17 protein-coding genes and 2 pseudogenes are annotated in these 25,402 nt (G+C 42.7%); 11 read left to right on the top strand and 8 right to left on the bottom strand.

What is annotated here, in order from left to right; all coding sequences use genetic code 11:
- Window positions 1-411: 411 nt before the first annotated feature.
- Window positions 412-696 (bottom strand): annotated as a pseudogene (locus tag ACWYVB_RS14010) (PAAR domain-containing protein); the annotation flags it as partial.
- Between the two features lie 717 nt (window positions 697-1,413).
- On the opposite strand from ACWYVB_RS14010, the gene ACWYVB_RS14015 reads away from it, so the two are divergent.
- From ACWYVB_RS14015 to ACWYVB_RS14035, 5 genes and pseudogenes are all read left to right on the top strand, one after another.
- Window positions 1,414-1,902: a GNAT family N-acetyltransferase gene (locus ACWYVB_RS14015; RefSeq protein ID WP_457529220.1), complete on the top strand. Its 489-nt coding sequence runs from the start codon at window positions 1,414-1,416 to the stop codon at window positions 1,900-1,902.
- 383 nt (window positions 1,903-2,285) lie between these two features.
- A pseudogene (locus ACWYVB_RS14020) lies at window positions 2,286-2,762 on the top strand (GNAT family N-acetyltransferase).
- A gap of 1,204 nt (window positions 2,763-3,966) precedes the next feature.
- Window positions 3,967-5,304, top strand: coding sequence for an amidohydrolase family protein (locus ACWYVB_RS14025; protein WP_457529221.1), 1,338 nt, complete (start codon window positions 3,967-3,969; stop codon window positions 5,302-5,304).
- Window positions 5,305-5,453: 149 nt separating this feature from the next.
- Window positions 5,454-6,074, top strand: a complete 621-nt coding sequence (locus ACWYVB_RS14030; RefSeq protein ID WP_180767794.1) for a DUF3299 domain-containing protein — start codon at window positions 5,454-5,456, stop codon at window positions 6,072-6,074.
- 719 nt (window positions 6,075-6,793) lie between these two features.
- Window positions 6,794-9,436: an NACHT domain-containing protein gene (locus ACWYVB_RS14035; protein WP_140050377.1), complete on the top strand. Its 2,643-nt coding sequence runs from the start codon at window positions 6,794-6,796 to the stop codon at window positions 9,434-9,436.
- Between the two features lie 860 nt (window positions 9,437-10,296).
- On the opposite strand, the gene ACWYVB_RS14040 is transcribed toward ACWYVB_RS14035, so the two are convergent.
- The 7 genes from ACWYVB_RS14040 to ACWYVB_RS14070 all read right to left on the bottom strand — a co-directional run bounded on the left by ACWYVB_RS14040 (window position 10,297) and on the right by ACWYVB_RS14070 (window position 17,165).
- Window positions 10,297-11,232, bottom strand: a complete 936-nt coding sequence (locus tag ACWYVB_RS14040) for a patatin-like phospholipase family protein (RefSeq protein WP_140050378.1) — start codon at window positions 11,230-11,232, stop codon at window positions 10,297-10,299.
- A complete protein-coding gene (locus tag ACWYVB_RS14045) occupies window positions 11,225-12,394 on the bottom strand; it encodes a DUF4056 domain-containing protein (protein ID WP_457529224.1) in 1,170 nt (389 codons plus the stop codon). The genes ACWYVB_RS14040 and ACWYVB_RS14045 overlap by 8 nt, the downstream gene beginning before the upstream one ends.
- Window positions 12,395-12,489: 95 nt before the next feature.
- Complete coding sequence (locus ACWYVB_RS14050) at window positions 12,490-13,671, bottom strand: BamA/TamA family outer membrane protein (protein ID WP_457529226.1); 1,182 nt, start codon at window positions 13,669-13,671, stop codon at window positions 12,490-12,492.
- Window positions 13,672-13,681: 10 nt separating this feature from the next.
- On the bottom strand, window positions 13,682-14,584 hold the full coding sequence (locus tag ACWYVB_RS14055) for a hypothetical protein (RefSeq protein ID WP_457529228.1): 903 nt from the start codon (window positions 14,582-14,584) through the stop codon (window positions 13,682-13,684).
- Window positions 14,585-14,698: 114 nt separating this feature from the next.
- Complete coding sequence (locus tag ACWYVB_RS14060) at window positions 14,699-16,063, bottom strand: FUSC family protein (RefSeq protein ID WP_457529230.1); 1,365 nt, start codon at window positions 16,061-16,063, stop codon at window positions 14,699-14,701.
- Window positions 16,064-16,076: 13 nt separating this feature from the next.
- Entirely contained in the window at window positions 16,077-16,940 is an 864-nt protein-coding gene (locus tag ACWYVB_RS14065) for an HlyD family secretion protein (protein WP_015296643.1), read from the bottom strand.
- 12 nt (window positions 16,941-16,952) lie between these two features.
- Window positions 16,953-17,165, bottom strand: coding sequence for a DUF1656 domain-containing protein (locus ACWYVB_RS14070; RefSeq protein ID WP_005454886.1), 213 nt, complete (start codon window positions 17,163-17,165; stop codon window positions 16,953-16,955).
- Between the two features lie 336 nt (window positions 17,166-17,501).
- On the opposite strand from ACWYVB_RS14070, the gene ACWYVB_RS14075 reads away from it, so the two are divergent.
- The 6 genes from ACWYVB_RS14075 to ACWYVB_RS14100 all read left to right on the top strand — a co-directional run bounded on the left by ACWYVB_RS14075 (window position 17,502) and on the right by ACWYVB_RS14100 (window position 25,393).
- Window positions 17,502-18,575: an ABC transporter permease gene (locus ACWYVB_RS14075; RefSeq protein ID WP_025624181.1), complete on the top strand. Its 1,074-nt coding sequence runs from the start codon at window positions 17,502-17,504 to the stop codon at window positions 18,573-18,575.
- 9 nt (window positions 18,576-18,584) lie between these two features.
- Entirely contained in the window at window positions 18,585-19,391 is an 807-nt protein-coding gene (locus tag ACWYVB_RS14080; protein ID WP_025551466.1) for an ABC transporter ATP-binding protein, read from the top strand.
- Window positions 19,384-20,355, top strand: coding sequence for an MlaD family protein (locus ACWYVB_RS14085; protein WP_140050397.1), 972 nt, complete (start codon window positions 19,384-19,386; stop codon window positions 20,353-20,355). Before ACWYVB_RS14080 ends, ACWYVB_RS14085 begins: the two co-directional genes overlap by 8 nt.
- Before the next feature lie 39 nt (window positions 20,356-20,394).
- A complete protein-coding gene (locus ACWYVB_RS14090; RefSeq protein ID WP_065778972.1) occupies window positions 20,395-20,994 on the top strand; it encodes an ABC-type transport auxiliary lipoprotein family protein in 600 nt (199 codons plus the stop codon).
- A gap of 67 nt (window positions 20,995-21,061) precedes the next feature.
- A complete protein-coding gene (locus ACWYVB_RS14095) occupies window positions 21,062-23,650 on the top strand; it encodes a mechanosensitive ion channel domain-containing protein (protein WP_140050396.1) in 2,589 nt (862 codons plus the stop codon).
- A gap of 219 nt (window positions 23,651-23,869) precedes the next feature.
- Complete coding sequence (locus tag ACWYVB_RS14100; protein ID WP_457529236.1) at window positions 23,870-25,393, top strand: M20 family peptidase; 1,524 nt, start codon at window positions 23,870-23,872, stop codon at window positions 25,391-25,393.
- The last annotated feature ends 9 nt before the right edge of the window (window positions 25,394-25,402 follow it).

Here is a 25,402-nt window from a genome sequence, read left to right on the forward strand (position 1 = left end):
ATGCATATCGCCGATTTCATTGGCTTTTTGGTGGTCGATGAGCAATATGGTGTATTCGCAGTCGGGTTTATATTCAATTCCTACCGCATTGCAGATAGCTTCTGAGTCTGTATCGCCATGCTCAGCTTGAGTAAATGTGGTTGTCCAGTATTTTAGTTTGGTAACGCCTTCGGGCTTGTAGCCAATATAGCCATCATCCTCATTGTATTCGGACTCGATAATACGAAATAGCAGGGGCTCATTTTTTCCTTTCTGGACAATCTCTCTTTTGTCAGCAGTAGAGTACGCAGAACCCGGTAACGCCGCACCACCTTCACGAGCTGCATCGACATAAGGTTTGGCCTCTGCCAAACGCTGTTTTGCTTCATGGAAAGTCTTGGGTGGTGGTTGCTTATCGGCGCGATATTTATCACCAATTAAGACTGAGGGGTTGCCAATGACAATCTTGCCTCCGTGGCTCGTTGAGTCTCCCATTCTTGCTGCTGGCTTCCCGTTTATAAATACCGAGCCAGAACCTTTGCTTATGGAATCAGGAGGGCCAACACAGATGAGGCGGTCCCCTTTTCGAGCCGCAGGTAAGCCACCAATTTTTACATTGAGTGAACCAACGACTACAGGTCCACCCACATGCGGAACTTTAGCGGTGACTTTGGGGCAGATATGCATTGATGTTAATGTTGCAGCAGGTTTTCCCATAATAATTCCTTTTTGTGGGTTAGGTTGCATATCTTAACTCTGGTGGGGCGGCTATATGCAATGGTTGGTGTAATATTTGGAGTCAAGTCACCTAACAAACAATTTAAGAGTGATTCGGCACGCATGGCATTTTTACTACGCGTCAGTTTTAGGGATTAAGGTGGTATGCGGCAGCATCGGTATTGCGTGCCTCACACCTTAATTGGGCGTTAGTTGCCCACGAGGAAAAACATACCTAAAGCAGAATATTTAGGGCTAATGTCCGTGTGTTTTTGGCTAGGTTTTCGTATTTCAATTTCTAGTTATTAGGCGTTGTTAAAATCGTGCTTTGGTTCCTTGTGCGTTTCGGGTTCTCTATTTCAGAACCCGATTGGTTTGTTGAAAGCCCTCTCTGTTGCATTGTCGTTCCAAAAGGTTTGTTTGGTGTTCAAAGTCCGTTTTCTACGGCGTTGTAAGTTCCAAGTGGTTTCAGTGACAGGCGCTTTGAAACTGCGCCTGATTTGAGTTTACTAAAACACGTATAGCTAGTGTTGGCAAAACAGCAATCGACTTCAAATCAAAGCTTTAGGTTTGGCAACTAACAAAGCATTCAAGAGGGATTCACAACGCTTGGCAGTTTTGGTTTGAATTAACTTTAGTGTTTACGGCGCAATGGTTTAGTTTGGGTGGAATGCGTTGTTCACCCCTTAATGCGGCGTTATGTGAATGGAGTCAACCTTGAAAATATCAGTTGTCAAAAGTGGTCAGATTGGGGCTTACGAAGCTGAACTTAATGCTCATCTAAACTCCGTTTTTGGCCAAGATTCCATGTTCATTTTCAATCGTGAGCTCGTCTGTGCAATTCTCATTGAAGATGATAATCAGATTATCGCTACTGGTTTTGCTTATAGTCGTTTAATGAAGCAGGGCTCAATAAGCTTCAAAGGGGGCATAATTGGTGGTATTGCCATTACACCAAGTAAGCGAGGTTTGGGCTTAGCTAAAGTCATCGTGAAAGAACTCGATCGATGCTTAGTGTCTTTTGGGGTAACTCATTCTTTTCTCTTCGCTTATGAGCCAGATGTTTATCGAAGCTCAGGGTATTCGGAGTTAGTTTTGCCTATCCATTACTTCGACGTGCAGCAGAAAAATTGGAATCAGTTTGTCTACCGTGGAGGTATGGTTAAGTCTTCTTTCATTTCTACACATCGCAGTTTGTCTTTTTAGTCCTTTTGTGTTTTTCATTGTAGTATTTCAACTGCGTGAATTTGAACTTTCTAAACATCACTCAGATATCTGTATGGCTTTAGGTGGAGCATATGTCATTTCGACAATTGTGAGTGTAATTATAGTTTTTAATTACTACCTTGCTGATAGCCAGGAACCATACTATTGGTGGTTTGCAATGCCTTGGGCACTATTGGTCACTATTATTGTGTACATATTGAAAGTAGCGAAGGTAAAATTTGCCTAACAAACTGTTTAAGAGTGATTCGCAACGCGTGGGGCATTTTTGCTATGCGTTAGGTTTAGTGTTTAAGGTGGTATGCGGGAGCTTCGACATTGAGTTGCTCACCCCTTAACAGGGCGTTATACGATTAAGGAGAGAAATGAAGCCTGATTTACACGGAAGTAGAATCGTTTTGAGGTCAATTCAAACGAATGATTCTGATGATTTGTTTGAAATTTATGGTGATATTCAAACAATGGAATTTGCCTCAGACCCAGTTTTTACATCGAAAGATCTGATAGTTCAGATGCTAGAAAGCGTCGTCCAATTAGAAAAGTCGGGTGAATCGTTGGAATGGGCAATCTTAGAACAATCAACCAACAAAGTTATCGGAACTTGCGGTTTACATAGTTTTAGTTATTGCGGTCATTCATGCGAGATTGGATGCTTACTTAATTCATCATATTAGCGACAAGGTTATATGTTTGAAGCTCTCAGTTTATTATTTTCTCATGCAAAATCTGTGGGCATTGAAAGATTGTATGCAGATATTGATGAGGGTAACTTTCGGTCTCAAGCTTTGTTTAATAAGCTAGGTTTCAAAGCTAAAAACGGTCAGTTTCAGCGCTTGGTGTGAGGCATCGTATAACAAACTGTTCAAGAGGGATTCTCGATTTCATTATAAGCTATTGTTTTATATGTAGTATTATCTTGGTGTTACCATCTGGGGGAACATTGAGGGGAACTGCGAAAAATAACTCTTAATTGTGATTTAAATCACTATTTGTGCTTATTTTTGTTTCGGCTCTTCACCGAATAGCCTCTAAGCACAAAATGTGCTCATGAGGAGTAATTCAAGTTTGTGGAACTAATCTCAGGATTCAAGATACCTTTTAAGATAGCGCCCAAGTTTTTTTAAAGCGGGGTTCAAACACGTTAATTTGCCTCATTTCCTGCTGGTAACAAGTAAGAAGATCTTACCAGTTGCTTTCCAACTCAAAGCAACTCTTTAGTTGTTGCGTCCGTATATTCGGTTTCTTGATGAAGGAGCTTCCTTCTAGCCTTTGATGCTCGCACACCTACCGTCCTTATCGAGCTAGCAGCTTCTAGATCATTACATTTCGGACAGGTTTTTAGTAGCTTGGTTTTATCTTTTATACTTCATCATTTTGTAAAGTTATTGAATTTATTGCTGATCAATAAGTGAGCGATATGGTTTTGTGTTCGGTGTGCTCTGCTCCAGTGATACTGGGCGCTCAAATAAGCGAGTTACCATACATCAGTTAATTCATGTTCTACTAAATTAAAAAAACGCAACTCGGAACTGTGTAAAGGCGTGTCAGGTGTCGATCACGGCAAACTCACCTTTGCCCCTTTCCTTGTTTCGACTGATTCACCTTTCACTATTTGACTAACTTTTTCTCATGCAAGCAGAGTGTCTGTCGAAGTTTGGGACAGTTTCAAGCAAGACAAGGTCAGTGACATCTTTGCTGATCGATTGAATAGGGGGTGAACTGTACCATCAAGACTGGTAATAACTTATCTGCTCTGTAGGGACTGACATAATTTCTGATTAGACTAATGCAGGTTGTTGAATAGCTAGTTATAATTAAACAGCGGTTACAGCAGCTTACAGACAGTGTAATAGAGATGGAATTCAATACTAGTTACATGAGTAATCTCGTTACATAAGATCGTCGGCGTATCTTTGACTAAGATTGTAAAGTGTTTTTTGATGCTAAATCACACAATCGATAATACTCAACTCCTACTATGCAGTTGTAACGGGTATTTCTAATCAGTAGTTTTAATCAAGGTTGGTTAAAAAGGAGACATTCGGAATGAAACGACTTTTGGTCCATATTACCTCACTCACACTGTTGCTAAGTAGCTCTACTATCTTCGCTCAGAATGAAAGCGAGGTTACCCTATTTACTAACGTCAATGTATTTGATGGCGTACATGAGAATCTCATCCAGAACGCGAATGTAGTAGTCACAGGAAACCTGATTACTCAAGTATCTACTGAACCACTTGCTGTGGCTGGCGGTAAAATAATTGATGGTGGTGGTCGTACCTTGATGCCCGGGCTTACCGATGCTCATTGGCATGTAATGCACGCCCATATTGCAAGTATGCAGATCTTTGTGAATGACATTGGTTATTTGACACTGGCGGGGGCAGAAGGTGCCGAAGCAACGTTGATGCGGGGTTTTACCTCTGTGCGTGATATGGGAGGCCCTGTTTTTGGCATTAAGAAGATGATCGATGAGGGAAGATATATAGGCCCAAGGATCTATCCATCAGGGGCTTATATAACGCAGACCTCAGGGCATGGGGACTTCCGCTTTCCTACGGCAATGCCAAGAAAAGACGGCAGGGAACTTCTCGATGGGGAGATTATGGCTTGGACAGCCGTTGCAGATGGTGTTCCTGAGGTGCTGAGACGAGTGCGTGAAAATTTAATGAGAGGTGCCAGCCAGATCAAAGTCATGGCGGGAGGAGGAGTAGCCTCACTCAGTGACCCTCTGGATGTAAGGCAATATACTCTGGAAGAGATGAAGGCGGCGGTGGATGCGGCTAAGACTTGGAACACCTATGTAGCCGTGCATGCATACTCAGATTACGCTGTCCGTGGAGCACTGGAAGCTGGAGTTCAATCTATTGAGCATGGCAATATGATAACGGAAGACACCGCAAAACTGATTAAGAAAAACGGCGCATGGCTTAGCCTGCAACCACTGCTGAATGATGAAGACAGAATTCCATTTCCTGAAGATTCTTTTGAAAATCAAAAATTCTTAGCGATGACTGCAGGCACGGAAAAAGCTTATGAGTTGGCGAAAAAGTATGATCTGAAGCTTGCTTTTGGTACCGATCTGCAAAACGGTGCAGAGATCGCGTCAAAACAGGGCAAATCACTAGCAAAACTCACAAGGTGGTATGAACCTTGGGAAGTATTGAAAATGGCAACCAGCACTAACTACGAGTTATTCAAGATGTCAGGCCCAAGAGATCCATATCCTGGAGAGAATGGTGTGATAAAGGAGGGGGCATTGGCGGATATTCTTTTGGTGGATGGTAACCCACTTAAGAACATAGACCTGATTGCTGATCCTGAGAAGAATTTCGTCGTGATCATGAAAGATGGGAAAATCTATAAAAATACTCTCAATTAAGTAGATAGAGCATAGGGTTTAGCCTTGTCGGATGGGCAACCGAAGTCTTTTCGGCAAGGCAATTAATGTGCGACTTTTATCGGTGACATCATAGTCAAATTGAGATTGGAAATATGTATAAATTGTTTTGTTTGTTAATCGTGGGATTTGTGAATACCAACGTAGTTTATGCAGATGCAATAGAACAAATATCTTGGCCAGACTTAAGGCCTCAACTTACAGACTTCAATGATCCTTTTAAAAGCTTAAGCGAAATCCAATTGTATGAATTGTCGAGGGTTGCTAAATATGAAGAACAGTTAGCCAATGGAGTGCAACTTTCTCAAGATGCAAGTATTGAGTATACGGCAACTAGGGCTTCATTGATTGAGCAGAAAATCGATATCAACTGGCTATTGGCGATGAGAAAGGAAATTACCCAAAAACGTCGTGCAGTGGCTGAGTCGCTTAATACTACGCTTGATAACCAGAATGTTCGCATTGCGGGTTACTTACTTCCATTGAATTTTACGAATGACTTGGTAGATGAGTTTCTATTGGTACCAACTGTCGGAGCTTGTATTCATGTTCCGCCACCACCTCCAAATCAGATGATATACGTTAAATTTCCTAAAGGGTTTAAGTCAAGTGAGTTATATTCTCCTGTTTGGGTTGAGGGTCGATTAGCTGTTGGTAAAGGAAAGTCACATTTATATTTGTCTGATGGTGCGGATGATATCATGTATGGTTATAGCCTAAATGCGTCAGAAGTTGAGGATTATAAGCACTAGTAGTGATGTAATTTGTGAACTGTTTTCCACAAGTAGGGGCTCTACAAATATCGTTGACGGAAGTTGTTAAAGCAGCGAGTGAACGGCATCATCAAACTTAATCTGCACCAGTAAGTCTGAACATCTTACTAAGCGGTTTTGCCATACCTTAGATAATTCATGAAAAGCTAATATTTCTTTTTACTAAACTCATTTCTGTCCATCTTCGAGCCAGCTAGATCTGTGCTGGCTCATTTATGCCCCAAGACGTGTTTAGAGCGCATGAAACCAACATGAGATTTATTTGTGCAGCAAGCTGCTGCACAATTAGGAAATCGCCTGCTTCATCGAATGTCCAACAGGCTGTTGGACAAACTCCAACCCCAATTTTGCAACAGCCTGTTGCAAAAATCACTATGAAGCACTTCTGCCCCAAAATGATTTTGCGTAACAGTTTTATTAACTGTCGCTTTCAAAATTTGGATTACTTTAGTTTATGCTGAGAACCAAATGCAACTTTGAGCGTAATCGCTATAGGTAACAGGGCTGTGGATTCTATACATCAAGTTAGTGTTATCCTTCGCGCAAAGAATATTTGGTGAGATAGGTGTGGTTATTTTCGACTCTCATAGCGATTCATATCATGACCTTATCAAAATCAGCGATGTTGAACTAGACAATCTTAGGTGATGCGAGGATATTATTCGGTAACCCCTTTCATTTCAGGAACATCGAAGAGTATGACTGATACACATGTGGCTACTACACGCCGATTTTCCCCTCCTTCCGAAAAACACCTTGCGGATTCCGACTTTCTATCTTTTTGGGGAGAGCGTGAAACAGGAATACGGTGGGAAGATATCGATAGCAGTCAATGCGTCGTTGTATTGGGTGAGGGAAAGTGCGGTAAAACACATGAGTTTAAGCGACAACACCAGTTATTAAAGGCTAATAATCAGTTTTCATTCTTTGTGCCTTTAGAGTTGCTTCAGGATCATGATCTTCTTGACGTAATAACCGTTGAGGAAGAGCAGGATTTTGAACGTTGGCAAGATGCTTCCATGGATAATGCGGTCTTCTTTTTGGATGCTGTAGACGAACTTAAATTACGCCAAGGTACACTTCGTAAAGCTTTTAGGAAAATTAAACAAACCATAGGGAGTGCTCTTTCTCGTTCTAGGTTTTATATATCCTGTCGACCAAATGACTGGAATGAGGAGCTAGATTATGGAGCGCTTTCTTCATTAGTGGTTCAAGAGAGTCATCACGAGAATGAGACAGAAATTCTAGATGGTGAGAAGGTATTCACCACCATTATTTCTCGCAAAAGATCCAATGAGCGCAAGCAGACACATGATGATAAGTTGTCAAATGAACCTATCCAAGTGCTAACGCTGCTTCCCTTCACCAAACATGAAACTTTGGAGTTTGCTAGGTCGTATGCACCCAATCAAGCAGAAGCGTTCGAACATTATTTGGAAGAAAAGGAACTGTGGCACCTTTATCGTTTACCTTACGAAATTATTTCGGCTCTGAATCAGCTTATTGCTGAAGGGAAGTTAGGGAACCTTGAAGAGCAACTTCAATTTGGAATTAAGCAGAAAGTTCGAGAAGCCTCCGATAAAAAAAGAAACTCGTTGACTGAAGAAAAAGCGAACGAAGGCTCGGAGCGTCTAGCCTTGGCTCTTTTCATGATGAATCGGAGATCCATTCATTCAGAATTCTCCGCTAGTAAAATTGATGTTATTAATATTGGTGAGATACTCACCGATTGGACTTATGAAGAACGATTAGAGCTACTTGGAAAGCCTCTTTTCGATCCGACGGGTGTAAATGCGTTTCGATTCCATCATAGAGCTACTCAGGAATACTTAGCTGCCCAGCGCTTGAAGAAACTGAGAGAGCAAGGACTCAAGACAAGAGAATTATTTGGGCTGCTATTTTCAGATATAAAAGATGAGAAAGTTCTCATACCCAGTATGGAGCCTATTACGTCTTGGATGGCTCTGTGGTATCCCGACATTTATTCTGAAGTTAAAGTTCGAGCACCATCGTTAATGTTCCGTCAGGGTATCCCTGCATTGTTGCCGATTGAGTATCGCGAAGAGCTTGTTTGTAAATATGTTGAAAAATTCGCGAACAGTAGTACGTGGTGTGGCGCAGGTGTTGGTCATCCCGAACTAAAGCGTGTATCAACGCCTGAATTAGCCCCTGCTGTACGCGAACTATGGCAACAAGCTTATTTTGGATACGATACACGAGAGCTTCTTTTAGAGCTTATCTACTTGACGCCGATGCATGATTGTACTGATTTGGCATTGGAAGCTGTATTTGATGACGAATTGCCTTATCAACATAGATCATATGCGGCATGGAGTGTGCTTGAATTCGGAAGCATAGAACAGAAGCAAAAAATTGGAGAGGCAGTGATTCTGGGTGGGTGGCCCGAACGGTTGGTTCGCAACATCATATCTCACCTTATTCCAGAAGCTATTACGGAAGTCGATTTCTTAACTCTTGCCCAGACCCTAAAAGAAGTCCCCAACAATGTACATGGGTTAGGCTATGAGCTTTTTGAGGCCGTGAAATCAGGGTTACTAACAGTTGAGCAACGAATCAAGCTTAGGGATAGTTTTGCTCAATCCATATGGAGTAACCGTGAAGAAGACTGCCGAGTCTATCAAGCACACTCAAAGTACGATCACTTTGCTGACGCCGTAATTTATTCTTGTTTTGCAACAGTACCTTCAGATCCAGAGGATTATCAACAATGGGCATGGTGTCTCGCTATTGCTTTTCATTTTGGAGAGCGTCGAACCAGCATTATCGCAAGCTCTGAAACCAAGAATTTGCAGCATTTGTTGTCTAAAGAGACTGTACTAAGAGAGTCTTACTACTGGGCTTGTTTGAGTATTGTCGAAGAATTGGAAGATAACAAAAACTTCATTCACAGTGATTACTTAATTGATTACGACAACGTGCTATCTCCTTTTAGTAACAGTGATTTAGATTGGTTAATGAGTGCCTTTGTTAGCAATGGTTCTAAAAATAAAAAAGATGCAGCTTTTCAGAAGCTTATCCAGTTTGTAAAAGGTGGAGAAAATCCGAAATTGACGGAGGCTATGCTAGAGCAGGCATCTGATAATGATGAATACCTCAACGTACTTGACAGAGTGCTTAATCCGCCCCCAATGCAGCCAAGTGAATATGAAATTGAGAATCAAAAGCGGAAGTTAAAATATGAAGAGGATGAAGCTAAAAGAATTGATGATTGGCAGTCATGGAGAGAAGAAGTTTTAAGTAGTGAGAGCTTTCATTTAAATGATGATGTGAATAGCCATCGGTTTGCTAGACACTTTGTAACTAGGCTATTGAATACGTGACATAGCAATTTGCCATACTTGAATTAATTCATACGTTGCTAAGTTAGCAAAGTCACTGACTTGTTTTTGTCCATCAACGTGTCAGCGAAAGATCGGCTGGCAAATAACACGCAGGAAAAGGCAGTCAAGTTATCAAGGCTGCCTTGGAAATTTTAGTGTTCTAATTTAGTCCTAACTGTACGCATTTTGTAGCAAGGTCACCGTCTACTCGGGCATTGAGCTCTTTTCGAGCAATGGAGCCTAAATCTGAAAGAGTGGAGCAAAGCTCTCTTGTAGAGGCTTCACCTTTTTCTTTCACCGAAAACTTGTCTTGCAAGATCCTTACCAAAAGAAATTTAGACGAAATAATAACCTACTGCCACAGCGCAAATAGTACTATGTAATTGCGACATTTTTTTCTTGGTAAAGGTAGATTCCATATCGTCTTTAGCTATCTATAAAACTTGTAGTGAGTCAGCTTCACGCTTAATTTTGAATCCACTTTTTGTCAAGATTTCTATCTCATTTTTTCACATATTACTAACGATTTTCTTTTAGTTAGTGACGCATATTTCAAAATAATACTCGTTTCATACTTTACGCTTAACATGTAACCAAAAGCTGAACCTATCTCCATTTAGACTGTTTTCGGAATGACAGAACTTATCATTTGATGAAATTTTATCTATTCCAAGGTTGATTCTTAATTTTTGATTTTTTTAAGTGTTTTTTCTTGAAAAAAGAGCGACCTCAGAAGGAAAAGTGAACCATACTTATTTCATATGAAGGACTGAATTTGTAAATCTTCAGTTCATTAAACTAGGGGACAATTGCACTTGCTCAATTCTCCACAACGTCACTTTTTAGGCCTTGATTCTTTCTTACTGGCCCAATTTAGATTCAAGCGCCACCAGTGCCTTCTTCATTGCTTTGTAACCGGCCTGCATGGCCGCCATTCGTTCTGGTTCACCACCGAAATTCGCTAAACTAGGGTCGGGGGCAGAGGGTACGATGACAATATCCGCGCTATTAATTTCATCTTTCGTAACAATGCAGCTCTGTAACCAAAAGGAGCTGGCCATGGTGTCAATCGCAGTATCTTTTAACGGTGGGGGTATGCTACAGAATACATCCACCCCAATAACAATATCTGCGCCTAACTGCCGTGCAGCATACACTGGAACCAGTGACAGAATGCCACCATCAACCAAAATATCATCATTGTGATGTACAGGGATAAATACGCCAGGGACGCTGGAGGAGGTTTGTACCGCCTCACCTATGTCACCTTCAGTGAGCATGACCGCTTTCTTCTGGGTTAAATTTGTGGCAACTATGCCTGTGGTTATAGGGAGATCTCGTAAATCGTCGTACCCTGTTTGCTGGTTTACCCATTTGGCCAGGGCCTTACCTTCGATAAGTCCCGCGCGAGAGAGGCTAATATCGACGATGTCGTGTTCGCTAAATTCGAACATCTTGCGTTCTATATCCGGGTATTCGTTACTGCTGTATAGTGCAGCCGCAATTGACCCTACCGAAGTACCAGTGACGATATCGGCTTTGATGCCTGCTTCGTCCAGTGCCTTGATCACCCCGAGGTGCATCATGCCTCGAGATGCGCCACCACCAAAGGCGATGGCCAGTTTCGGTTTGCTACCTTGCGCATCTTCAGTCTTAATCGCTGCTGGAAAAACTTCCACTTCTGAAAACGTCAGTTCATTATACTGATTACCGCTAGCACAGCCGTATAATCCCCAAAACAGGAGAGGGACGATTAATAACCGAATCACTTTTTTTAAAGAATGGACGTTACTCATCAGTAATACCTAATTGTTTCAAATCCTGGTTATCCTGTCGTTCTGCATACTGCGCAATAACGGCGAACTGAGTATGTTCGATACGCTCTGACCAGATACGTTTTGGGATGTGGTTGAAGGTATCTGCATAACTCGGCGCTACTTCAAGTACTAACTTGGCAATGTTATCTAGATCCAGCGACTCTACAGATGCTGGTATGGTGAGCATAATCGCGGGAGATTGCGCGAGATACTGTAAGTTCGAGTTCTCTTTACCTAATAGCTCCGGTGTTAGTCGGTGGGGCGTTTGTATATCTCCTAGATCATAGTGACGTTGCAGAACCATGTATTTGTTTGGGATTGACTCGTGTGAGTTCCACCATTTACCGTCGACGGCGGCTAATACCAGTTTTGATTGAGATTTATCAACGACGCCAAGTTCTTGCAGACTTGCATTGAGAAGTAAGCTGACGTTTTGGTTGTATTCTCTTTCGCTCAGCATCTTATGTTGTTGAATGAGGTTAAGTACAATTTTAGCTCCCAACATGTTGGAGTAGAGGTCTTCAAGCGAGTAGGCTGAAATGGTTTCTGGCCAACCTGAAAAACTTGCGTAGCCGTGCCACTGGGCGATCTCGTGGGATTCAGCTTTGAAGTAGGCTAAGCGTGCGGCTAAATGAGCGGCCACAGACCACCTTTGTTCATCGGTTAAAGAAGATGCGTCGAACGAGGCCATCTCGACGTATCTTGGTCCTAATTCAGCAGGTAAATCAATGCGATGGGCTTGGCCTAAGTTGGCGAGTATCTCGAAAAATAAGCCCATGGTGTCATCGGCGGTATCGCGCACATGGGCGAGGTCGATAAAGCCACCTTTTTGCGTGTATAAGATCCCGTTATTTTCGCTGCCGCCATGACCCAATGCCGATGAGGATGACGGTGTGTAGTGATATATCCCGCTGGCAAACTTGTGCGGGCCTATCTCCTCAAGTTCGACAACGTTGCTCAGTCTGAAGAAGGGCACTGGAACTGGTCCAATTTTGACTTTCTGCATATCCCCAAAGGCACAACACGGGCGTACGTTCTGCGGTACGGTCAATTGAGGGTAGCGAGACTCATCCAAATACCAATTTTGATTGGTCGTCAGATCACCTGCGAGCATATCAGCGGCCTGATTCGAACTTGGCATCGCATGAATTGCCCAATTGTCGGACGAGCATCCAGCCAAGAAGGTACAAAGGGTGGCAGTGTAAAGAGATATAAAAAGTATACGGTTCATTTCAGTTAAAACGCTTCATTAATTGCAAAGTAAAATCCACTTTGATCGTTACCAAAGCCGATATCTAAACGCAGGTTAACTCGCTGCTTGATTTCAAATCGGTAGCCAACGCCGACAGAATAGAGCCATTCTTCTTGACCCAGTTGATCAAATTCTTCAGCCAGTGTGCCTGCTCCTAACCAGTACACTATGCCATGGCGCCCAGATAGCGGCTGCCGATACTCTACTTGGGAAATCAGCATATTTCTGCCGCGATATTGGCCTTGTTCATAGCCACGAAGAGCCTCAGCGCCTCCGAGCATTGCCATTTGATCCCAGCTCACGTCGCCGAAGTTGGATTCGGAGCGTATTTGCCAGGCCAAAACACCAGGAATTGACGATAGGGAACGATAATCGCTGTAATTAAGCCTCACACGTTCAAAATCATTATCTGAGCCTAATTCAGTGCTGAAGCGCTGGTATTCAAGCTCAATCAGTCTGCCTTTTGAGGCATTTAGGGCGAAGTCCCGAGAGTCATAAGTGAGGTTGAGCATGCCGCCAATATTTCGCTGCGTGCTAGGAAACTCCGCCAAATCATCACCTATCCAGGGGATGTGTGTATTTTCTTGTTTGGCGTTGGATGCTTCATTGTGGAAAAAGGAGAGCCCTATGCCTAAGTAGGTAAATGGTAATACACGCGTCATACCAGTGATTGAGGCGGAATAACTGCGTCGGTCATAATTAACTCGTTCATTGTGAATTCCTGCATCAACGCCCATACCATGAAATACATCGGGAGAATCCGTTAGTTCAGCGTCAACAAACAAGCGGTATTTATCGTTGTTTAAGTAGTTGGCATTGTTGATAGATACCCCATAAGCACCATTTATTGACCCAAAACCGTTAACGGTAATAGAGCTTGGTTGGGAGTCGATATCATTAATATCTGGCTTATAGAGCCCGACCGCCGATACGCCAATACCAAACTTTTTCTCTGGAGTATAAAAGGGGCCGGGCATGACACTCCAGTCGATGCCTTTTTCAGGATCGAACTGACCATCCGCGCCTAGTTCCAGCAATAAGTTCTCAAGCCACGCTTGATATTGCTGATAGCTTGTCAGTTCATGCATTTCTGACTTTTGCAAAGCCTCTTCGGCGAGAGTTGCTCCAGATAGCAATAGACAGATAATAGGAAGTAATCTTGTCATGCTTTCAATCCTAGAATCGACGACCTAATGAAAAGAATAAGGTCTCACGCTCCCCAAATCCGGCCTCCATCAATATCTCCCAGTCTTTGTTAAAGGCATATTGGAAACCAAGCACACTGTTCCAGTTCTCATCGGCACTTTGACTGACATTGAAGCCCGCATCAGGGCTCAAGTTTTCAACTAAGCCAAGTAGTTGCGGTGGTAGGTTTAAGCTTTTGAGGTCACCAGACAATTCTTGTTGAACATTTTGATACATGGCGCCAACAAATACGCGCAGTTCGCGTCCGCCATCGTATTGCCAGCGATATCCGACTCGAGGGGCAGCCACGAAGGTTTTAATATTGCCATCAATGGCGGCTATGCTGGTGTAGGTGTAGTTCATATCGAGTAGTGCGAACCAATTTCCCACACCGCCAGCTAATGTGGTGCCTGCTCCATAGGTTCCTCCGTCCATCTCTAACTCAAATGCGGCGCTATCCGGTAGCTCGTCACCCGCGGCATCGAGCAGCGAGCACAGAACTTTGTTTCCGATACCTTGCACGGAGGAAGTGTCGCAACTTAAAGCGTTAATTTTTGCTGTGCTCGTGCCTTGGGTATAACCAATAATTCCATAGATATTCATAAACGGGAAAATCCACACGTCTCCCCTTAGAGTAATATTGGAACCTTTAAAATCGGCGTGGTTAGCATCAATATCAAGTGCCTCAAGTACCGGATGTCCTGTTAAATCAATACTGTTGACCGTGATTGGATTGCTCATATCCATGTATGAAAGGGAAAGACCATAAGGTTTTGGCAGTGAATAGCCACGCTTTTCTGCTTCATCTCCCCAAATAGGGAAAAATGAATCTAGAGCAAAACTTAACTGGGTAAATAAAGTGGTTAAAAATACCAGTCCTATTTTTAATTTCACAATGGTCTCTCTTTAATATTCTAAATACCCATTTTCTAAAAATGTGTATGTGTTATTTCAAAATTTATTTTGATAATTCATTACATGAATAGCATGGCTATTAATATCGAGTTTCTAAACTCTGCGCACATTTTGAGGTTTACAAAACAGGTCAGAAAACAATTTGCCGATCAGAAGAATAATTAAAATATTCGTCAGCATTAAAATTGGTGTTTCAATTCTATATATTGGAGTCAGGTTTAACGCGCCGGAGGTCAGTACAACCAATAGATTAATCCCTAGAACTCGATGAATCAGCATTTTTGGTGTTGAAAATACCTCCCAAATTACTATCGTGTTGATGAAGTAAAATAACGCTAACTGCCATAGCTCAGTCATGAGTGGCATCAAAAACACGTACTCCAGTAGAATTACGGTTCCTGTGCCTATAACACCAAAGAAAGCATCTTTAAGTACGCTCGGTGGCATTGTCGGTAAGATGCAAGAAAAAGCCGCTGCGATCATCGGAAAAATAGAACCACCGGGTATTGGGAGATAAATCCAAACGAGCAATGATGTTACGAACATCGACACCCCGTGAAACACTTTACGTTTATCCTCTTTGATATGTTGGAAAAATGTTCGTTTTCCTTGGCGAAGTGATGAGTTAACGCTTTCTATTTTATCGCTATCTTTGACACCAATGAGCGAAGTTTGAGGCTTATCTACATAAAAGTTTTCTAACTGCTCGGTAAGAGCTTTCCATTCTGCACTGTTTGAATTTGACTTATCCCCTCGGTTTAGTAGTTTGTCTTGAATGTGAGTCAATTCGTTGACTCGCTCGAGCCAAGCACGTCGGTGCTGTCTGAGCCGATAGCTACCTTTTAACGGTAGGTTAAGCAGTTGATAAAGCTTGTTGATATTTCCTGAATTGGCTTCTAGCGCTTCAAGGTTAAAGTCGTGCTTATTTCTAAGAGCTTCTAGTAGCAATGTTCGACTTTCTTCAAACTGCTGAATAAATTTCTGCTCAGTATTTATTGGCCAAATGACTCGATAAACAACAGAGAATGTTATTACACCTAGAACTGTTTCTTGAAGTCGTAATATCGCGAAATGAAATATAGTTTGATCATCAAATTGACCCATACAAGCAACTAACGCACAAACCGTAAAGGCCATCGAAAATATGTAGCCATATTTCTCGTCACTCGACATGAAAATACACAAGCCAAGAAACAGAGTTAAAAAGCTCAAAAACAAAAATGGATCTTGAGGAAACGTACCAATTAAGAAAAGCGCATAAGCGATTCCGATGAGCGTTCCCCAAACGCGGTTGTGTCCTTTATGAATTGAGTGGGCAAAGCTTTCATTTAGTGCCATAACAGCAACCGCAATGGCCGCCCAATAAGGTTTTTCCCACTGAAACCATAGTGCAAGGCAAATAGCGACAACAATTGAGAGCGCGGCTTTTATTGCTTCTTTAGTCGATGAACTCAGCATGACCTTCACCTAATTAGTGTTTGATGATTTTTATCGATGCCGTCATGCCTACGCGAAGCTGCAGATCTTTTGGCATTTCATTCAATGTCACTTTGACTGGGATACGTTGAGCTAAGCGAATCCACTGAAAGTTAGGGTTCACTGTTGGCAGAAGGTCATTGCCTGTTATGCCATCTTTTTTCGCAATGCCAAAACCAATGCTTTTGATTTTGCCTTCTAACGCGACGTCATCATGCATGAGTAATGTCACGGTTGCGCGGTCGTTAGGGGCAATGCCCGCGAGGTCTGTTTCTTTAAAGTAACCTTCAATCCAGAAGCTATTTTCATCAATAAGGGCGACAACAGGGGAGTTTGCGACCACTTGAGAGCCCACTCGAACGTTTAGATTGGTGATGTAACCATCGGTCGGCGCGTAAACTTTGGTGAAGTCCAAGTTAAGCTGCGCTTCTTCAATGTTTGCTTTCGCTAGTTCAACATTTGCCTGCGCTGTTTGTACGGCATTATGTAAATTGCTAAGAGTTAACGCAGGTACCGCACCGTGCGTACGTTTCTCTAATTTTCGTGCTCGCTGTTCTTCATTTTGTGCCTTTGCTAGCAATGCAGTCGCTTGTTTCTGGTTTGCCAGTGCTTTGTGGTAAGACGCAACGTATGTGCTTGGATCAATCTCAAACAGCAAATCTCCCTTTTTTACTTTTGAGTTATCAGCAACATACACCTGCGTAACCTGCCCAGTGACTCGAGGCGTAATGGAGATAACATAGGCACTCACCTGTCCGTCTCGCGTCCATGGATTGTTTGTGTATGTTTGGTAGTGGGTGTAAAGCACAGTACCCGCGGTACACAACAAAATAAGGGTAATGAGATAACGTTTAATCACAGTGTGCTTTCCTCAAAAGATCGAAATAAATTGGCCAATAACGCCGGTAAAAATGACAATCAGACTTAGCTCTGCCAGTGCAGGGAATGCAACGTACTTATGTAGTCCGCATCTCGTTGCTAGCGAAGTCACCATCGTGGTCAGAACGTAAGCCAATCCGATGACTAAAAGCAGCGGCGGGAAATAGATTTCACCCCATACCAGCTCGTGCGGCATTGTGTTCATGAAGTTGTCTCGTTTGTCTTGGATGAGGCAAAGATAAGGGAAGAGATGAAAAGCAGATAATCGCATTTGTAGGACGCCATCCTACAAATGGTGTAAGTAAAATCTGAGCCTTGTTCTGCACCGAAAACCGAAGAGTGATGCGCTTGCTACTCAAAGCCTGAACAGTAGAGCTATTGCCAGCTCATCAATGTCATGAATGCACGTTTTTTGTTCATGTAAGACAATGAATCATTGAATCTTTGACTAAGCTTACTCAAGGGCAGTGTTCGTCGATTTGGCCGGAAACGATTAATGCCCTGACGATAAGCTTGTTCGGCGGTTGATGGGATGAAGTGTATGGATGAAAGCAATTTAGAAATTGAGTTAGCTGAAAGGATTACTTCTGCCATGGTTGGAGATTTATGGGAGAAAGCGAACGACATTTTGGAGTCTTATCCCGACTCTCCCATCGTGGTGAATGCCAGCAACTTAACTTTTGTTGATATATCAGGTGTCGCTTTTTTATCTGATTTACAAACTCGCTTTCGGCCTCCTGGCGCTGAAATCTCAATTATTGGCCTTAGTGCTAGCTTGGCCGAACTTGTCCCGCCATCAAATATCGAGAATGCACCCCAAATACCTCGTGGAGAAGATGGTTTTTTCGAACGTGTGGGAAACGCTACGCGGGAGATGCTTGTCTATGTCGGTTCTGTGGTTCGATTTATCAAAGAATGTGTATTGGTTTTTAAATTAGGGATAAACCGAAGAAAAAACGTTAACTGGACCACGGTTTCAAATATCGCTACGAGGGCAGGCGCTGATGCGGTTCCAATCATTTTGTTAATTGGTTTTCTTATGGGGGTCATCATTGCTTTTGAAATTGGTCTTGTTGCTCAACAATTTGGTGCAGTTCTCTTTGTTGCCGATGGAATTGGCATTTCGATGTTTAGAGAGCTTGGTCCACTAATGACTGCCATTGTTTTTGCCGGTCGAACGGGGGCTGCGTTCGCGGCGGAAATTGGGACTCAGAAAGTGAATGAAGAGATCAACGCGCTGCACACTTTCGGGATCTGTCCGGTCGAATTTCTGGTTATCCCGAGGATTTATGCTTCAGTCCTCGTTCTGCCTCTACTTACGGTACTTGCCGATATTATTGGGGTTTTGGGTGGTGCTCTTGTTTTACTAAAGTTCGATATCAGCTTTGTTCAGTACTATCACCAGCTTTTAAACGCGCTTTCCGTTTGGGATTTGTTCTTTGGTTTGATCAAAGCCACCACATTTGGATTCATTATTGCTGTCATAGGTTGTGAAAGGGGATTAGCCACAGGACAAGGCTCGACCTCGGTAGGTTTAGCAGCGACCAGCGCGGTGGTAAGCAGCATCATCTGGATTGTTGTCATTGATGGTTTTTTTACCGTGTTGCTGACCTAAGGAAGCTGGATGAATTTGAAATTAGATAACCAACAAACCGATGATGCAGTTGTAGTCACGGGATTAAAAATGGGATATGGCGATAAGATCCTGCTAGAGAACGCTTCTTTTAACGTCAAGCGTGGTGAAATCCTCGTGATTTTGGGCGGTTCAGGATGTGGTAAGTCCAGCTTAATGAAGCACATTATCGGTTTGTATGCGCCCATATCTGGCGATATTTACATTAATGGTAAAAGTATTGTTCATGCTGGTGAATCAGAAAAAGCGTCAATACAACGAGAACTGGGCGTCATGTATCAAAGTGGCGCTTTGTTTGGGTCGTTAAACATATTGGAAAATGTTCGTTTCCCATTAGATGAATTTACCGACCTTGGTTTGATGGAAAAAAACAAAATTTCTCGAACATTATTGGAGCTATTGGAAATGGGGCACTCCGCCGAGCTGATGCCAAGCCAGCTATCTGGTGGAATGTTAAAGCGTGCGGGGATTGCAAGGGCAATGGCAATTGGCGCAAATATTCTGATTTTAGATGAGCCCTCAGCGGGTTTAGACCCGATCACCGCCGCGAACTTAGACCAAACCATATTAAATTTAAGAGAGAGTTTAGGGTACACGTTCATTATTGTTACACACGAACTGCAAAGTATTTTCTCCATTGCGGATAGGGCAATCATGCTCGACCCAGTGTCTAAAGGCATTATTGCGGAAGGTTACCCTAAAGAGTTACGAGATCAAAGTATGGACATGAGAGTTCGCCAGTTTTTCAACCGGCAACCCGACGTACTAACAGAAGAAAGTGAGCTAAGTAATGGATGATTCAAAAAGCAGTTACAAGTTAGGGTTGTTTGTCGTCTCAGCATTGGTCTCGTTGTTTGTTGTCCTATTTATTTTGGGTGGTCGGTCTTTGTTTGCACCGAAGATAATTGTTGAAACTTACTTTGACGAGTCGGTTTCTGGCCTTGAGGTTGGGGCGCCTGTACGTTTTCGAGGAATCACGGCAGGAGAAGTGGTTTCGATAGAACTGTCTGATGCCCTTTATGAAGCCGCAGTACCAAGAGAAAATCGAAAATCGTATGTTGTCGTACGCAGCGAAATTACTGGGGCGAAGAGAACAATCGAAGAATGGAACAGAAGCATTGAGATTTCCATTGAGCGTGGTCTTAGGGCGACGACACAATTGGCCGGAATTACTGGCCAGCAGTATTTGTCATTTGACTACACGTCAATGGATGAAGGGTTAAGTTTTAACTGGAAGCCAAATTACCCTTATGTGCCGTCGACAAAAAGCTCCGCGGGTAAGATTGTCTCAGGGATACAGAGTTTAATCGCTCGCTTGGATGAGGCGGATATCAATACTCTTGTAGCAAATATCAACATGTTAATCGAAACGCTCAATCAATCCATTAGCGCGCTCGATGCTGATGCTCTGAACGCACAGTTACTAGCGTTATTGATTAATTCGAATCAAATGGTGAAGAGTGTAGATGGTGTTATTTCGGATCCTGAAGTGAAAGAGATTGTTTCTTCCTTAGCGCAAATCAGCAAAAGCCTAAACTCTTCGCTCAAAGACAAAGGCGACATCAATAAGTTAATAAAAGATTTAGATCGAGCTGCGGTCAGGTTGGATGTGATCATGGCAGACAACCAATCAGATATTAATTACGTCATCAAAGACTTGAGAGTAACAGTCGAGAATTTGAAAAGCTTTTCTGAAACTTTGAAGAACCAGCCATCCAGTATCATATTTAGTTCTGAGCCCGAGAAATTAAAAATCAATTGATGTACGAATACCATTAACCCAAATTAAGTGTGGTCAGATATGAATAGAAACAAATATGTTCTGCTGCTTTGTAGTCTTCTTGTCTTGTTTGGCTGTGGCATGAGTCAGCCTGCAGATAGCCCAAAGAATTACGCCATTGTCGCTGATTCGCCCGTCAAAACGTATTTTGAAAAATATGAAATGATACTGATAGATAGCGTGCGTGTAGAAAGTCCGTTCAACAATACTCAAATGGTATTCCGACTGTCCGATGTCAGTTTTGAAAGCGATTACTACAACCGCTACATCACTGAACCTAGTGCGATTATCGAAAATCAAATACCAACTTCGCTTACCCGCGCAGGCGTGGTTGGGAGTATTGTTCCTTATAGTGCAGGCGTGGCCACCAACTTAATCCTGAAAACCGTGGTGACCAAGTTGTTTGGTGACTTTAGAAAGGATCAAACACCAACAGCTATAATGGAAATACAATTCATCTTAGTGGATAGCTCTAGTATTCGTCCGACCATTATCTTCGATAAAACAATTGCCAGCAAAGTGGCGTTGTCCGAAAAAACGCCGGAAGAATTAGCGAAAGGACTAGGTATCGCTCTGACCAATATTTTTGAGGAGTTGGCAGAAGAAATTAGCCATAGATAGAGCGGGCATGTAAGTTCATTGTAATGGGATAGCATCTTCTGAGTCCACGCGTTGGCGAGGGTTGTTGATGATTAGAGAAAAAGAAATCTACTCATACATCGTGGCTTTCATAGCCATGCTTGCGATGTCGATTGCCATCTATTTACTCGCCAGTGAAGATAATGCTGAAAACACAAGAGTGTTCAATCGAGAAAACTTTGTCGAAAAGGAAATCGAGCTCAATCCCAAGAACTTTTCAAACACTCATAAGATTGATGTAGAAATTGATAAGGTTAATTTGGAAATTGTCAAAATGTCCTCGGATTTAGAGCGAATGAGTCTCGAGTATGCAGAGCTTGTCGAGGAAATGGAGGTAATAAAAAGCAATCTGGATTGGCTGAATAAGACCACGGCATTCGGTGCTTATACAAGAGTCATGCTCCAAGCGTTGCCCCAAACCATCAAAATGGAAAGTCTGCAAGACTACCGCTCGCAAGTTAACATTCGAACTTATGAGATTACCAAGGCCATACGGGCAGTTAGCCAGTCTCAAGAAGAAAGGCTAATTGCGACAGAGCGTATTGATTTAGAGAAGCTTCAGCAGTTAAATTCGTTATATAAGGCACTTTCAAATCAGATAGAGACATTGATTGTTGTTTCTGGTGATTATTCACTTGCTCTGGCAGAAGCCAGAGATTTTCTTAAAGAGCGTCAAGTCTGGACTTATAGTAACGCACCAATTTGGAAAAATATTTTTAACCTAGACACCAAAAAGCTATTTGGTGTGACATCCCCAATCCGTTTCATCACTCAAAATATTGAGTTAGATAAAGTTCGAATTTCACTTATCTATTTGGTCGCATTCACAATGATATTACTTTTTTTAAATCGTTGGTCGAGATTAAAGCTCGATCTTGTCTCCCAACGACAAAAAAAGGTATTTGGCAATCCATTAAAGGACAGTTTTTCTAACAGCATCATAGTGTTAGCTATTACGTTTGTTGCATCTTCAATTCTACCGGTGTTTTTCTTCACCTGTGTGTGGTTCCTCGACTTCAACTGGGTGCGTTATCCATCAATTTTGTATGATCAGATAATGATCGCCAGTTGCGCGCTTTTGTGGAGCGTAGGGTTTCTTTATCATTTGAGTCGAAAGCAAGGAATGCTTGAGTTGCATTTTCGCTGGTCTAAGGAAATGTGTCATACCATTCACCATCGAATTAGAATAATCATGTTTCCTTTGCTGATTACGCTGGTTTGCTTCTACTTTTTCCGTTTAACTGCGCAAGAAAATGATGCTGAAATTCTACGAATCCTTTATCTGCTGGTGGTTGGCCTGCTGTTTGTACTTTACAAAAGCGTTTTAAATCTTGGGGATGTGAATGATCATCTGCCTGCTTTCTTCCAATCGGGAGTGGGCTTTTTTGTTATCTACTACTCACTTCTAGGTTCATTCTTTGTTGTTATCGGCATGGCTATGCTGGGTTTGTATGTGGGGTCGTGGAAGATACTCGTCCTTCAGCAACTCAACGTGTTCGCACTTATCGGCGTATTTTTGGTTTATCAGCTAGGTGAGCGCTGGTTGATTCTGGAGCAGAGACAACTGAGCTATCAGCGTTTTCTTGCTAAGCGGGAGGAAAAGATAGCTCGTGAAAACGAGGGGGGATTTGAAGAAGCATCAGTATTCGACATTGAAGAGCAGGGGTTAGATAAGGAGTCCATCAGTGAACAATCGATGACGTTACTGAAAGGATTGAGTTTGATCTTATTGGTCACCGTTTTATCGACGGTATGGACGAGCCAGTTAGAGTTAACCAACTGGATGGATGATGTTGTTTTGTGGCAGGTGACACCATCTTCGGGTGGTGGCGTTGAAGCGGTCGATATTACTTTAAAGTCACTAATGTACGCTTTGCTGACTTTGGTCATCTCAGTCGTGAGCATTAGAAATATCCCAGGCCTTCTTGAATTGTTAGTTTTGCGTAGGATGAACCTGTCTCCTGGTACAGGTTATACAATCACTACTTTGCTTAGGTATATCATATTGATGCTAGGTATTGTCATCGTGTTTACAACGATAGGCATAGAGTGGGAGCGCTTGCAATGGCTCGTAGCTGCGATTGGTGTGGGGTTAGGGTTTGGCTTGCAGGAGATATTTGCCAACTTTATTTCTGGCCTCATATTACTCTTTGAGCGCCCAATACGAATAGGTGACACAGTCACCATTAATGAGTTGTCAGGTACCGTCAGTAAAATTCAAACTCGTTCAACCACCATCATTGATTGGGACAACAAAGAGATTGTCGTACCTAACAAAGTTTTTATCACAGATAAGCTGATAAATTGGTCATTAACGGACTCGGTCACAAGGGTAGTGATTCCAGTTGGTGTGGCCTACGATTCCGATATCGAACTGGTTGAAGAGCTATTGTATAGGGCAGTAGAAGATACACCACTGGTCTTAGGCGTTCCCGCTCCAAGCGTGTATTTTCTTACTTTTGGTGATAGCAGTTTAGAGTTCGAGCTTCGATTTCACATCAACTCCATTGATGATCGTTTACCAACATTGCATTTGGTGAATAAGAAAATTAATCAACTCTTCAAAGAGAATCGTGTTGAAATCTCTTACCCTCAAATTGATGTTCACATGAAGGATGCAGATCAGAAAAAGCGCTGACTTGTAACACTTCGGTGCATGCATATGTCACCAGTTCCCAAAGGTGATGAGCTCTGCGAGCGAAGCTTTTGATGGTTGTCTATTACGTCCTTATGCGATGAAACCGTTTGTAGGGTTAGGTCCTACATAAGCGATTGGTTGAGGTAACGCTTTTCGATAATACTGACCATATCAACGAGCACTAATCCAATTCACTTCCTATTGAAAAGGAAAATGGACATGACAAAACATTCAAAAATTTTCGCTGGCGTCGCTTCAGCAATTGCCCTTACTGCGGGCGTTGCAGCTTGGGCGGCAGGCGATCAAGACTTTAGCTCAATGCAGATGAAAGGCGTGGAGCAAATCGAAGTTAAGGTCGACTTAGATGGGGCAGCAAAACGCCTATCAAAAGCGGTGCAATTCCCAACGATTTCCAATCAAGATCGCAGTGATTTTGATGAGCAGGCTTTTAACGATTACCACAACTTTATTGAGCAATCTTACCCGCTTGTACACAAAACGTTGAAGCGTGAAGTTGTGGGCGACCCTAGACCGTTTAGCCTGATTTATACGTGGGAAGGCAAAAATCTGGCATTACCGCCAGCGGTATTTATGGCACACCAAGACGTCGTCCCAGTTGCCGAAGAATCGCGTAGTCAGTGGAAAGAAGAACCATTCTCTGGCGCGATAAAAGACGGCTACATCTGGGGGCGCGGTGTACTCGATGATAAAAACCAGATTCATGCGATTCTTGAAGCCGCGGAGATGAAAATCAAAGAAGGCTTTCAGCCAGAACGAACAATATTGTTTGTCTTTGGTCACGATGAAGAAGTCGGTGGCCCAGAGGGAGCCAAACATGCTGCCGATATCATTGAGCAGCGCTACGACAAGATTGCATTCGTCATCGATGAATCTGCGCCGCTTGTACCGGGCATTTTCCCTGGGATTCGTGAAAATACCGCGTTGATTGGCATTGCACAAAAAGGATTTGTGAGCTTAGAAATCGCGATTAATGCAGTGGGTGGGCATTCATCACAACCGCCAGCGGAATCCAATATCGTTGCTCTTGCAAAAGCGGTGACAAAAGTAGAAGAGGCGCAATTCCCGTACAAAATTCACGACGCGATACGTTATCAATATCGATACATAGGGCCTGAACTGCCGGAAGAGCAACAACCGATGTATAAAGCGGTTGCTTACGGGAACAATGATTCTATCACTGAGTTAGAGCAGAAGTTCTTGGATGTTATGTCCAAAAATCAAGTAACGCGAGCCATGCTGCACACCACAACGGCGGTAACCATGTTTAATGCGGGCATTAAAGACAATGTCTTGCCACCAGCCGCGACAGCAGTGGTGAACTTCAGACCGATGCCTGGTGATACTCCGGAAGTGATCATTGAACATGTGAAGAAAGCCATTAACGATGACCGTATTACGGTTCGTGATATCTCTGCTTCAACGCCTGCAACCAACGTTGCGGACCCTAGTTCTGATGGTTACAAAATTCTTGAGAAATCAATACGTCAAACTTGGGGCAATGACTTGATTGTTTCGCCTTTCTTCGTGATAGGTGGCTCGGATTCGAAGCATTTCCAAGCTCGTGATTTTGCGCCAGATGTTTACACGATTACGGCAATTCAGTTGGAGAATACAACAGAGTTTGAAGGTTTCCATGGTGTGAATGAGCGCATCCGTGTAGACGAATACGGCCGTTCAATTGGTTTCTTCTACCAGCTTATGGATAACCTCGATAATTTGTGAGAACACTTG

This window comes from Vibrio sp. JZG10, from assembly GCF_054064075.1.